Below are 12,205 nucleotides of genomic sequence, written 5' to 3' on the forward strand. Positions count from 1 at the left end.
GGTCACGTGGATCACCTGCTCCGTGTGTCTGTCATTGTAGGTCCGTGCCCCGGTGCCTCGCTGAAGCCGAGACGGTTGTGCACCCGGCCGAGCCAGTGCGGCGCCCACCAGTTCCACCTCCCCATGAGGTGCATGAACGCCGGCACCAGCACCATGCGCACCAGGGTGGCGTCGACCAGCACCGCCAACGTCAGCCCGAGGCCGAACATCTGCAGCACCGATACGTTGGCCGCGATCAGCGCCGCGAACGAGATCGACATGATCAAGGCGGCGGCGGTGATGACGCGTCCGGTGTAGGCGATGCCCAGCGCGACGGCTTCGTCGTTGCTCGGTTGGCTTGCGTCGAGCCAGAATTCGCGGATACGGGAGATCAGGAACACCTCGTAGTCCATCGACAGCCCGAAGGCCACACAGAACAGCAGCACCGGCATGTTCGCCACCAGCGTGCCGGTAGGGGTGCTCCCGAGGCCGGACAGGTTCCCGTCCTGGAAGATCCACACCAGGGCGCCGAACGCGGCGGTGAGCGAAAGAACGTTGAGTACCAACGCCTTCAGTGGCACCACGATGCTGCCGGTCAGCAGGAACAACAGCGCGAACATGATGACGGCGATGACCCCGAGCACCACCGGCAGCGTCGAGGTGATGGCGGCGACGCTGTCGCGGTTGATCTGTGCGGTGCCGGTCATCTCCACCGTGCGGCCGTCGGGACCCGCGACGGCGTGTAACCGGTCGAGCTGTGTCTCGGAGGCTTCGGAGAACAGCGGTGCGGTGCTGGCGACGGTGAGGAACACGCTGCCCTGGCCCTGGCCGGCGGGCGCGGACGGCGGCCCCACCTGCTCGCCGTCGACGAACGTCCCGGTGGGAGCGGACACGGCGGGCACGTCGGGCACCCGCGACAGGTCGGCCGCGTACGCGGACAGATCGGCGGGGGCCAGGCCGTCGGCGTCGGGCACCACGACCGTCACGGCGGTCTCCGAACTCTCTGCGAAGTCGCGGCGCAGCTGGTCGCCGACCTGGTGCGCCGACGCCGACTGCGGCAGCACCCGGTCATCGGGAAAACCCCACCGCACCCCCAGGAACGGTGCACCGAGCACCAGCAGCAGCACGACGACGGCCAGGCCGAGCGGCAGCGCCCGTCGCATCACCACCTTGGCGCAGCGGTACCAGAACCGTCGTTCGACCGGAACGGGCCGGGGCTCGGGCCTGCGCAGGATCCTGCGCGCGAGCAGGCGCACATCGAGCGAGTCCAGTCGATCGCCGAGCACCACCAGTGCCGCCGGGGTCACGATCACCGCGGCTGCGGCGGCGAAGGCCACCGTGGCCACCCCGGCGTAGGCGAACGACTTGAGGAAGTGCATCGGGAACAGCACCATCGCCGCCATCGACAGCGCCACCGTGATCGCCGAGAAGATCACGGTGCGACCGGCGGTGGTCGTCGTGCGGATGAGGGCCTCGGTGCGATCGGCGCCGGCTGCCAGTTCGTCGCGGTACCGGCTCAGGATCAGCAGCGTGTAGTCGATCGCCAGCGCCAGGCCCATCGCCGTGGCGAGGTTCAGCGCGAAGATCGAGACGTCGGTGCCGAACGTCACCAACCTCAGCACGGCCAGCGCCCCGATGATCGCCATCACGCCGATCGCGACCGGCAACGCCGCAGCCAGCAGCCCGCCGAACACCCAGACGAGCACCAGGAAGATCAGCGGAATGGCCAGCGACTCCATCAGCAGCAGGTCGCGCTGGGACTGCGCGGTGATCTGGACGTTGACCATCGCGGTGCCGCCGGTGCGCACCGTCACCCCGCCGACGCTGTCCGCGTCGCGGGTGACGTCTTCGGAGATCTCCGCGGCGTACACCTGCTGCTGGGCTTCGGTGCCGGTGATGCCGGCGATGATCAGCCCCGCGGTGCGATCGCCGCTGACGAGGTCGGCCGCCGCGGCGGGCGGCGAGGACCAGGGCGAGGAGACGTCGGCGACGTGCGGGTTGTCGCCGAGCTGATCGACGATGCCGGTGCCGGCCTCGCGGGCGGCGGGGCTGTCGATACCTTCGGGCGACGAGACGACGATGAGCATCTGGACGTCACCCCGGCCGAACTTCTCGGTGAGAACTTCCGCGGCGCGGGTGGATTCGGAGTTTGGATCCTGAAAACCGCTGGGGGACAGGTCCTTGGCGACGGGCACGCCGAATATGCCGAGGGCAACCGTCATTAGCGCCGCAGCCACCAAGATGCGGCGCGGCGCGGCGATAGCCAGCGAAGCGAGTCGGTACAGCAGCGCAGCCTCCATCCTCAGGAAAGGCGACTAACCGTACGACACGAAGGCCGATCCGTGGGGGTTCACGAATCGGTCACATTCGGGGACCGTCCGGGCTACCGGTACTCGAAGTGCTGGTAGTCCAGCGGGGTGCGCCAGTGACCGCCCCACCGCCAGCCCCGGTCGGTGAACGCGCGCACGGCGGGGTCGCCGTCGTGAAGCATCCCGGGATCGATCCGGGACCGGTCGAGGTACACCTCGGCGTTGGCGGGCTGATAGTCGCCGCGACTGTCGATGTACGGGTTCAGCCGGGGGTTGATGTCGACCGCCCGGCCATAGGCGTGCAGCGACCAGCTCCCGGTCCCGGGGATGTCCCTGCAGTTGAACGCCGAGGTGTTGTTGTCGCGCATCGACAGCTCGTCGTCGGCACCGGGGTAGTGGTCGGCGGTGCGCATCCGTTCGATGGGGAAGCGCAGCCGGTACAACTGGTCGAAGATCTCGATGAGCTCGGTGGTCAGGTCTTGGTGCACCACCAGCCGGCCGCGGTGGGTCTGCTCGTCGAACCCCCAGTAGTGGAGATCGACGCGGCGCAGCGCCTCCGGTGGCAGAGGGCAACCCGGACGCCACGTCGTGCCCAACTCGGCAGCGGTGACCGGGTGCACCGTCGCGGGCCCGGGCTGCTGGGCTGGTGGCGCCGGCGCGGGGGCGTTCGTCGCTGACGGCGGTGCCGGCGGTGTTGTCGGTGACGTCGGTGTTCTTGGGGACGTCGACGACGGTGCGGCAGGCTCCGGGGTCGGACTCGGAGCGGGGGCGCACTGCACCAGCGCCGCCGCCACGGCGGTCAGCGCGGCCAGCCTCGTGATCGTCACCAAGGCCCAAGGTACCGAACCCCGCAGCTACGGTTAGCCGTCCTAATCAGTTCTGTTGGTGCAGCTTTCGAACTCGACGCCAGGTCACAACCTCGCCGCCAAAGCTGTGATGTGCACCATTGTCGGGTTATATTGTGTCTGCAGTCACAGAGAGGACGGTCATGGTCGCAGTGGGCGAGGGCGCAACAGTCCCCCAAGAGGTCGAACCGCAACGTGCTGTACGCGCATCCAGCCAGGTCAACTGGGCGGTCATGGTCCTGATGATCGGTGTCCTGATCGCTGCCGTGGCCGGGGTCTTCGTCGCGCTGTCCAGCGGCATGCCGAACGTGGCGATTCTGATCGCACTGGTCACCGGCGCCGTCTTCGCCGGCGTGGCCTGCTGAGGCCGCGCCTCAGTTCAGCGCTGCCACGAGCGCGGCGGTGACCTGCTGGGTCGACGCGGTACCGCCGAGATCGGCGGTCCGGGTGCCCGGCTCGGCAAGGGTCGCCTCCATCGCCGAGACCACGTCATCGGCAGCGGCGCCGTGACCCAGATGCGACAACATCAGCGCCGCTGACCACACCGCGCCGACGGGGTTGGCGATTCCCCGCCCGGCGATGTCAGGGGCCGAACCGTGCACCGGCTCGAACATCGACGGGTGCTGCTTGGTGGGGTCCAGATTCGCCGACGGTGCGATGCCGATGGACCCGGCGACCGCGGCCGCGAGATCGGAGAGGATGTCGCCGAACAGGTTCGAACCCACCACGACGTCGAACCGCTGCGGTTGAAGCACGAACTTGGCCGCCAGGGCGTCGATGTGCTCACTGTCCCACTGCACCTGCGGATAGTTGGCCGCCCGCTCGGCGACCACCTCATCCCAGAACGGCAGCGTGTGCACGATCCCGTTGGACTTGGTGGCCGAGGTGACGTAGTTGCGTCGGGTCCGGGCGAGCTCGAACGCGTAGTCGGCGATACGGCTCACCCCGGCGCGGGTGAACACCGATTCCTGCACCGCCAGTTCCTCGGGCAGGCCGCGATTCATGCGTCCGCCGATCTCGCTGTACTCACCCTCGACGTTCTCCCGGACGACCACGAAATCGAGGTCGGCGTCCGAGCGCAGCGGCCCCGTCACCCCCGGGAACAGCCGGATCGGCCGTAGGTTGACGTACTGCCGGAACGCCCTGCGGATCGGGATCAGCAGACCCCACAACGACACGTGGTCGGCGACGCCGGGCCAACCGACCGCACCCAGCAGGATGGCGTCGAACTGGCTCAACGTCTCCAGCCCGTCATCGGGCATCATCGAGCCGACCTCGACGTAACGCTCACACGACCAGTCGAATTCGGTGTAGCCCAACTCGATTTCGTGTTTCGCCGCTACGGCGTCGAGCACCGCGCGAGCCGACGTCGTCACCTCACCGCCGATACCGTCGCCGGGGATGACGGCGATCTTCTGGGGGCTCACGCGTCTGCCCCGACGGCGCTGACCGATGTCGTGATGTGGACCACCCTTGCACCGTAGACGATGGAGTCACCGGCGCAGGAACCGAGCCAGGCTGTCGTCGAGCTCGTCCCACCACGCGGTGTGCGGCGGCGGGCCGACGGTGCCGGTGCACGGCGAGGCGAAGCAACGATCGCGGTAACCGGTGATGCTCGCGTCCTTGTCGTGTTCCCAATCGACGAAGTGCCGACGCACCAGCTCGATGTCGAACGCCGGGTAGTCGGTCAACGCCATCAGGTCACGGACGTAGTCGGTCTGGAAGTCGATCTGTTCCATCACTCCGGCCACCGCGGCGTATCGGGTGCGCCACTCGGCGATGTCGGCGTCCATCCCCTCTGCCATGGGCAGCTGAAACCGGCCCAGCACCACGTCGCGGGCCAGGAAGGCCTGGGCGTCGAACATGTTGAACGTGTAGTACTGGTCCTGCATGCCCAGGTACATCAGCTTCGGGTTGGCGGTCCAGACCACGCCCTTGTAGAGCCGTTCGGGATAGAGATTGTTGGTCGTCGACAGCCGCAACTCCGGGTCGATGAACGGGAAGTGGTGCTGGTAGCCGGTGCACAGGATGATCGCGTCGACGCTGCGGCTGGTGCCGTCGGCGAAGTGGGCCGTGCGGCCTTCGAGGTGTTGCAGCGCAGGAACTTCGGAGATGCCGTCGGGCCAGCCGAAGCCCATCGGGGTGTTGCGGTAGGACACGGTGACCGAACGGGCACCGTACTTGCGCGACTGCAGCGCGATGTCCTCCGCCGAGTAGCTGCTGCCGAGGATCAGCAGGTCCTTGTCTGCGAACTCGACGGCGTCGCGGAAATCGTGCGAGTGCAGGATGCGCCCCGGAAAGTGCTCGAAACCCGGGTACTCGGGCACGTTGGGGGTGGAGAAGTGGCCGGTCGCGACGATGACGTGGTCGAAGGTCTCGGCGCGCAGAGCGCCGTCGCCTTTCTCCCACGACTCGACCGTCACGGTGAAGGTGCCCCCGTCGAAGGTGCCCCCGTCGAAGGTGACGTCCCGGACTGCGGCGTCGAACTGGATGAACTGTCGCACATTGCTCTTCTTGGCACGGCCGACGATGTAGTCGTAGAGCACCTCGCGTGGCGGGAACGATGGAATCGGTCCGCCGAAGTGCTCGTCGAAGGGGTAGTCGGCGAACTCCAGACACTCCTTGGGCCCGTTGGACCACAGGTAGCGATACATGCTGCCGTGCACCGGATCTCCGTGCACATCGAGGCCGGTGCGCCAGGTGTAGTTCCACAGCCCACCCCAGTCGCTCTGCTTCTCGAAACACACCACCTCGCCGACGTCGACTCCGTCCAGTCGAGCCTGCTCGAACGCATGCAGCTGGGCCAGGCCGCAGGGGCCTGCGCCGATGATGGCCGTTCGGGACATGTTTTCCTCCTAGGTGCGCTCACGCGCGGGGACGTGACTTGTCGGGGTCGTAGAAAGGGATGACGGTGACGGTCGCGCCGATTCGCTTGAGGTGCCCGTCGAGCTTGCCGACTTCGACCCGAGTTCCCGGCTCTGCGTGCTGAACGGCCATGCGGCACAGCGCGATACTCGCACCGAGAAGGGGTGAGCGGACGCCGCTGGTGACCACGCCCACCTGTGAGCGACCGATGTGCACGCAGTCACCGTGTCCGGCCACCTCGTTGCCGTCCAGTCGCAGCCCGACCAGCGTGCGCTGCGGATGTGCCTTGCGTTCGAGCAGCGCGGACCGGCCGATGAAATCGTCGGTCTTGGTCTTCAGCGGCACGGTGAACCCGATGCCGGCCTCGAACGGGTCGGTCTGATCGTCGAACTCGTGGCCTGCGGCCACCAGGGCGGCCTCGACCCGCAGTAACTCGAGGGCGTCCATGCCGAGCGGAGCCAGCCCGTACGGCTCGCCGGCATCCCAGACGGCGTCCCAGAGCGTCTGTGCGTCGTCGGGGTGCACCCACAACTCGTAACCGAGTTCCCCGGTGTAGCCGGTCCGCGACACCAGCAACGGCAGCCCGTCGGGACCGCCGAGACGCCCGATCAGGAAACGAAACCACCCCAGGTCACGCAGTGCCGGCTCGCCGGGCGGACTCCAGACCAGAGCGGCGAGCAGGTCCCTGCTGACAGGCCCCTGGACGGCGATGTTGTGCATCTGGTCGGTGGAGTCCTTGACCCAGACCTGCTGCAGCCCCGACTTTTCGGCCTGGGTGCGCAGCCAGAAGCCGTCGTGGGGATCGCCACCGATGAAGCGGAAGTTGTTGTCACCGAGACGCAGCACGGTGCAGTCGTCGACGACCCCGCCGGTGTCGGTGCACATCGCCGAGTACACGACCTGACCGCGTGCCAGCCGGCGGATGTCGCGGGTGAGCGCGGTCTGCAACAGCGCCTCGGCGTCCGGGCCGAGCACCTCGAACTTGCGCAGGGCCGACAGGTCCGTCACGGCCACGCGTTCGCGGCACGCCCAGTACTCCTGGTGCGTGCCGAAGTTGTCGAACTCGGTGGGCAGCCAATACCCCCGATACTCGGTGAATCGGCCGGTCAACTTCTCGGTTCGGGGCGCGAAGGCCGTGGATCTCGTGAGCACGGGTTCGGCGTCCGGGGTCAGCCGGTGTCCCACCGCCACAGAGAACCTCCTGGTGGAGTCGTAGACACGAACGTGGATGTCGGTGGGCGTCCAGCCGTTGGCGGGATCGATGTCGTCCGGACATGCCGACGACGCACAGACCAGATCGGTGCACGCCCGCAGCAGTACGTAGTCACCGGCGCGCGACCACGGCTCGTCGGTGATCAACTGGTGTTGGGCGTCGAATGCAGTGTTGTAGAACAGGTTCAGAGCCGGCCAGCCCCGGCGGGCGGCGACCCCGAAGCCCGCGAGGCTGGCGTTGAAGTTGTCGGTGCAGTTCACGTGGCCCGGATACCCCAGGTCGGCGTAGTACTTCGCCGTGCAGGCCAGCGCGAACGTGTCGTGGCGGCCCACCGTGTCGCGCACCACCTCGACGAGCGGGCGAGCGCGGCTGTCATAGAACTTGCCGAACAGTCCCGGCTGCGGGTACGCGGCGCCACCGATGGTGCGGGTGGTGGTGGCATCGAGGCCGAACTCGGCGCCGTCACCGAGGGCGCCGGCGTCGAACGCCAGGAAGTCCGAGCACTGCCGCCCGTCCACGTCGATGATCTGGACGAACTGCCCGGCGCGCACCTCATACGACGACGCGGTCGAGGCGTCGATGCGCATGTCCCACAACGGTTCTGCGAGTGCTTCGGGAAGTTCGCGGGCGACCGGACGTGACGGTTCGGCGCGGTGTACCTCGACGAGCACCTCCGAGGGCGGGTTCGGGTCGCTACCCGACAGACACATCGGCGCTGCCGGCGCAGCGACCAGCACGACCGCGTCGTCGTCGACGGCGAAGCCCGCCCTGGCGCCCGCCGGCGAGCCGTCACCGAACAACCGCAGCGCCACCGCGTCGCGCTGGTCGACGTGATGGCCGGCCAACATCGTCAGGATCCGGCCGGCGGCGTAGCCGTTCTCGTCGGGGCCGGCGACCAGCCGGCGCACCACCGTCGCCGCGGTGTCGGGCCGAGCGTCGGGGACCGCTCGGGGGTCTGCGGCGAGGACCGTCAGCTCGGCAGGCTGGCGGCCGTGGCGATCGATCACCTCGAAGCGATCGCCACCGGCCACCCTCAGCGCGGTGATCGACCCGGGGGCGACGCGGAAGCGCTCGACCATGTTGTCTTACAACAGGATCACGGCGCGAAGGAGCGGTAGCCGACGTAGAACGCCAGCGCGCGATCCGGGGTGGAGAACAGGATGCGGGAGCCCTTCGGGAAGAAGATCGCATCCTTGGCCTTGGCGATCTGCACCTGGCCGGTGTCGGGGTTCTCCAGGCGGAACTCGCCTTCCAGGACGATCTTCATCTCGTCGTAGTCGTAGTAGTAGTCCAGTGCGGCGTCGGTGTTGCGCAGTTCGAAGTAGCCCGAGCACATCGGCACCCCGCCCGGGTTGGCGTAGACGTCGTCGATGAACCCCTCGGTGCCCGGATACTGCTCCAGCGGCATCCGCGGCAGCGACTGCCAGAAGCCTGATGTCACCAGGAAGGGTGGTGCGGCGGTACTCGTCATGGGGCCTCCAGCATGATCTCTCGTATGAAACAAGGTCTGATGGGAGGAAACCATGCGCGGGTTTCGGGGAGATTACTCTTCGTAGCCACCACGTAATGCTTGGCGGCCGGAGACGCTAGATCATGTCGTTGCGGGTCAGCCACCGCATGATCGGCCAGCCGACGAACACCGGCAGCCAACAGGTGAGTATTCGGTACAGCAGCACCGAGGGCACCGCCACCGCCGCGGGCACGCCGAACGCGGCGAGGCCACCGATGAGCGCGGCTTCCACTGCGCCGACACCACCCGGTGTGGGGGCTGCTGCAGCCAGCGTGCCGCCGACCATCGTCACGATCGTCACGGTGACGAAGCTGACGTCGCCGCCGAACGCTTCGATGCTCGCCCACAACGCCAGGGCGGCTCCGAGTGTTGTTGCGGCGCAACCGAGCACGATCACCGCGAGGCGTTTGGGTTCGCCGGCGAGCTCACGCAGGTCGTCGAAGACCTCCTCGAGACGGGGCCGGACCGCGGTCGCCAGCCAGCGACGCAGTTTGGGGACGAACAGCGATATGCCGATCGCGCCCAGCGCCGCACCGGCGATCAGATACAGCACGGTGCTGCTCGGCACGAACCGTGACAGATTGGCCGACACACCCACCACGGCGCTGAAGATGATCAGCAGGGTGATGTGGGTGATCACCTGCACCGATTGCTGAAGCGCGACGGCGGTGGTGGCACGCAGCGCGCCCAGCCCGCCCTTCTGCAGGAACCGGGTGCTCAGTGCCAGACCGCCGACGCCGGCCGGGGTCGTCGTCGCGGCGAACGTGTTCGCCACCTGCATGATCGCGAGGTTGCGGAACTTCACCAGACCGTCCGCGCACGCCCACAGCGCAGCGCCCGCGCCGAGGTATTTCAGCGCGGACACTGCGAGCCCGGCCAGCGCCCACCACCAGTTCGCCGAACGCAGCTCGGAGAAGAACACCGGTACTGACGCGATGAACGGGTACGCGACGTAGACCAGCGCGACCAGCAGCACCATCTGGATGAGCTGGCTGCGGGTGAACCGGGTGATGGTCTCCGCCTTGATCTGGTCGGCGCCGGTCTGCCGCTTGACTTCGTCGCGGGCGGTCGACATCGCCGTGCCCGCATCGTGTACCGCCGCCTGAACACGTTTCGGCACGGCTGATTTGGTCAGACGGCGCGAAGCCGCCAGCACTGTCTCGTTTCCGAACACCGTGATCGCCGCGCGCACCGCCGATTCGGCGCCGTAGAGGTCGGTCGTGGTCAGCAACAGTTGCGCGATGTCGGTGTGCAGATGGGCGTCGGAGGCGCCGTACTCGGAATAGGTGAAACCGCCGAACATCGGGGTTCCGTCGACGACGCTGATCTCTTTCGCGCGCAGGTCGCCGTGGGAGATCTGCTGGCTGTGCAGCACGCCGAGCGAATCCCACACCCGCGTCACCGGTATCTCGTCGACGCACTGGTCGATAGTGACGCCGAGTGACGGCTTGTGAGCGTAGAGCGTCCATCCCCGGTCCAGGGTCGCCATCGCGATCGGTGAGGTGTTGGCCAGCGCGAGGTCTCCGACGGCGACGGCCATCAACGCGCGGTGCTCCACGGCGCGCTGCATCGAGGTTTGCAGCGGCGCCGTTTCGCTGTCGCGCAGTCGCAGCTTGCTCCAGAACTGCCGCAGGGCGCCGCCACCACGTTGGTGTGGCCCGTACAGCTCGACGGTGGCGGTTCCGGCCGTGCCATCCGTCGCGTCGGCGTCCGCGTCCTCGGTCGCGGTGAGCACCAACGGCCCGCGCCCGGCCGGGCGGACCACCGTCAGCGCCGACACCCGGAACCCGCGCCGGGTCAGCGCCCGCACCGCACCGTCGAGTGGCACCTCGAGCGCGGGTGTGCCGACGACGAGGACGACCAGCGCGCCGATGAACCAGCCCACCGCGAGCCCGAGCAACGACCGGGCAGGCACCACCGCGCTGACGACGAGATGAATCGGCACGAATGCCAGCAGCAACGCCCACCACCAGCGCCGCCATTGCGCAGGCAGCCAGGGGCCGGAGACGGTGAGTACCGCCGCCAGCATCGCGATCCACCGCGGGTCGTCGAGGAACTGCGAGAGCAGTCCGTCGAGACGGTCGGTCAGATCGAAGTGCCAGCGCGGCGCGGCGATGCCGTTGCCCGTGATCGACAGAAGCAGGATTGCGATGATTCCGGCCGCAGCGTAGGCGCCCAGCAATTTCCACTGGCGGGCGACGATCAGGCCGATGAGGATCATGAACGGCAACGCCAGGATCGCCACGCCGTAGACGAGGTAGACGGCGTTGGACTGCGTGGGGCTGAGCACGCCGACAAGATCGGACAGCGATTTCTCCAGCGCCTCCCACTCGTTGCGGGTGATCAGCGAGCTGGTGATCACGACGGCCAGGAAAGCTGTGGCCAGCATCAACCGCACGATGTCGTTGGTTCGCCGCGTCAACGGTTGGAGCAGGCTGCCTGAGACAGCGATGTCCCGCCCGTCAACTCGCATATGGCAACGATCTCTCGGATTGGCTGGTGGGCCGTCGACGACCCACCAGACAACTTAGCGAGTGTTCGGTGCTCTCTGGTACATGCGACAGGGGCACCCCTGGTGAGATGCCCCTCGCAGCGCGGCGCCGGTCAACCGATGTCGACGAAGTAGAACCGACCGGTGGTCTCCACGACCCGGTCGGTGTTGTTGCGATTGTCTCCTTGGCGTCCCATCTGCAGGACCACCTGTTGCATCTGCGGGCCCGGTCGGACCGCGACGACGTCAGCTTCCGCCACGGGCACGGTGCTGACTCGATTGACGATGACGTAGTTGCCATCTGCCTCGAGCATGTCGATGACCTGCATGGCGTTGCCGGCGCCACCCGGGGCGGCCGCAGCAGGAGCGGCGGATCCGACGATCACGGCGGAGAGTGCGGCGGCGACTCCGGCGGTGCCGGCGAGGGTGATGATCTTCATGAGGGTCTGTGCTTTCTGGTTCGAAGGGCTTCTCTCCCGGTGGTGTGGTGCTGACCCGAATGCGTTACAACGACTGGCCCTGGGCAGCAGAAAGGGCGCCCCAACAGGGGCGCCCTCTCTGCGGTGTGCGGGTTACCTGACGTCGACGAAGACCACGTTGCCGGTGTTCTGCAGAACCCGGCGGTCGCCCTGGGCGTCCCAGACGTATTCGCGGATGGGCTGGCCCTGGCGGACCGAGACGACCTCGGCGTTGTTCAGTGCGGTGGAGCCCTGGCGGTTGACGATGACGCGGTTGCCGTCGGCCTCGAGTGAGGCGATGGTGTCGGCGGCGCTGCCGGAGCCGGACGGGGCGGCGGCGGCGGGACCGGCCAGCCCGATGAAGGCGGCGGTGAATCCGGCGGCGATGGCGGTGGCGGTGGTGGCGGCGGTGAGGTTCTTCATTGTTCTGCTCCCTATGTGGTTGACCGTGGTGATCTGACCGGTCCAACCAGGGCCGAGCAGGGATGATTTCCGTTGGCAGAAATTGATCGACCCCTGGCAGAAACCCGCCCGC

At 67.7% G+C, this 12,205-nt stretch carries 10 protein-coding genes; 1 reads left to right on the forward strand and 9 read right to left on the reverse strand.

The window, feature by feature from the left end:
• Positions 1 to 11: 11 nt before the first annotated feature.
• The gene (locus tag G6N53_RS09825; protein WP_163895696.1) at positions 12 to 2,267 is read right to left on the reverse strand and encodes an MMPL family transporter; all 2,256 of its coding nucleotides are present in this window, start codon (positions 2,265 to 2,267) and stop codon (positions 12 to 14) included.
• A gap of 95 nt (positions 2,268 to 2,362) precedes the next feature.
• Positions 2,363 to 3,115, reverse strand: a complete 753-nt coding sequence (locus G6N53_RS09830; protein WP_237166476.1) for a M15 family metallopeptidase — start codon at positions 3,113 to 3,115, stop codon at positions 2,363 to 2,365.
• 161 nt (positions 3,116 to 3,276) lie between these two features.
• On the opposite strand from G6N53_RS09830, the gene G6N53_RS09835 reads away from it, so the two are divergent.
• Positions 3,277 to 3,498, forward strand: coding sequence for a hypothetical protein (locus G6N53_RS09835; RefSeq protein WP_163886473.1), 222 nt, complete (start codon positions 3,277 to 3,279; stop codon positions 3,496 to 3,498).
• A gap of 9 nt (positions 3,499 to 3,507) precedes the next feature.
• Here the strand turns inward: G6N53_RS09835 and G6N53_RS09840 are convergent, their stop codons facing one another.
• The 7 genes from G6N53_RS09840 to G6N53_RS09870 all read right to left on the reverse strand — a co-directional run bounded on the left by G6N53_RS09840 (position 3,508) and on the right by G6N53_RS09870 (position 12,093).
• Complete coding sequence (locus G6N53_RS09840) at positions 3,508 to 4,560, reverse strand: tartrate dehydrogenase (protein WP_163888305.1); 1,053 nt, start codon at positions 4,558 to 4,560, stop codon at positions 3,508 to 3,510.
• Positions 4,561 to 4,626: 66 nt separating this feature from the next.
• The gene (locus tag G6N53_RS09845) at positions 4,627 to 5,979 is read right to left on the reverse strand and encodes a trimethylamine monooxygenase (RefSeq protein ID WP_163888306.1); all 1,353 of its coding nucleotides are present in this window, start codon (positions 5,977 to 5,979) and stop codon (positions 4,627 to 4,629) included.
• 19 nt (positions 5,980 to 5,998) lie between these two features.
• Positions 5,999 to 8,290: a trimethylamine N-oxide demethylase gene (locus G6N53_RS09850; protein ID WP_163888307.1), complete on the reverse strand. Its 2,292-nt coding sequence runs from the start codon at positions 8,288 to 8,290 to the stop codon at positions 5,999 to 6,001.
• Between the two features lie 17 nt (positions 8,291 to 8,307).
• Positions 8,308 to 8,682, reverse strand: coding sequence for a cupin domain-containing protein (locus tag G6N53_RS09855; RefSeq protein ID WP_163888308.1), 375 nt, complete (start codon positions 8,680 to 8,682; stop codon positions 8,308 to 8,310).
• A 115-nt stretch (positions 8,683 to 8,797) separates the two neighbouring features.
• Positions 8,798 to 11,194 (reverse strand): lysylphosphatidylglycerol synthase transmembrane domain-containing protein, encoded by a 2,397-nt coding sequence (locus G6N53_RS09860; protein ID WP_163888309.1) that lies wholly within the window; start codon positions 11,192 to 11,194, stop codon positions 8,798 to 8,800.
• Between the two features lie 131 nt (positions 11,195 to 11,325).
• Complete coding sequence (locus tag G6N53_RS09865; protein WP_163888310.1) at positions 11,326 to 11,652, reverse strand: hypothetical protein; 327 nt, start codon at positions 11,650 to 11,652, stop codon at positions 11,326 to 11,328.
• A gap of 132 nt (positions 11,653 to 11,784) precedes the next feature.
• On the reverse strand, positions 11,785 to 12,093 hold the full coding sequence (locus tag G6N53_RS09870) for a hypothetical protein (RefSeq protein ID WP_163888311.1): 309 nt from the start codon (positions 12,091 to 12,093) through the stop codon (positions 11,785 to 11,787).
• Positions 12,094 to 12,205: the final 112 nt, after the last annotated feature.

The organism is Mycolicibacterium hippocampi, assembly GCF_010723735.1.
Taxonomy (GTDB): Bacteria; Actinomycetota; Actinomycetes; order Mycobacteriales; family Mycobacteriaceae; genus Mycobacterium; species Mycobacterium hippocampi.

What these genes read in the sequence shown, in the direction of transcription:
- G6N53_RS09835 (WP_163886473.1), top strand. Translation starts at nt 3,277, where the DNA reads ATGGTCGCAGTGGGCGAGGGCGCAACAGTCCCCCAAGAGGTCGAACCG.
- G6N53_RS09845 (WP_163888306.1), bottom strand. Translation starts at nt 5,979, where the DNA reads ATGTCCCGAACGGCCATCATCGGCGCAGGCCCCTGCGGCCTGGCCCAG.
- G6N53_RS09850 (WP_163888307.1), bottom strand. Translation starts at nt 8,290, where the DNA reads ATGGTCGAGCGCTTCCGCGTCGCCCCCGGGTCGATCACCGCGCTGAGG.
- G6N53_RS09855 (WP_163888308.1), bottom strand. Translation starts at nt 8,682, where the DNA reads ATGACGAGTACCGCCGCACCACCCTTCCTGGTGACATCAGGCTTCTGG.
- G6N53_RS09860 (WP_163888309.1), bottom strand. Translation starts at nt 11,194, where the DNA reads ATGCGAGTTGACGGGCGGGACATCGCTGTCTCAGGCAGCCTGCTCCAA.
- G6N53_RS09865 (WP_163888310.1), bottom strand. Translation starts at nt 11,652, where the DNA reads ATGAAGATCATCACCCTCGCCGGCACCGCCGGAGTCGCCGCCGCACTC.
- G6N53_RS09870 (WP_163888311.1), bottom strand. Translation starts at nt 12,093, where the DNA reads ATGAAGAACCTCACCGCCGCCACCACCGCCACCGCCATCGCCGCCGGA.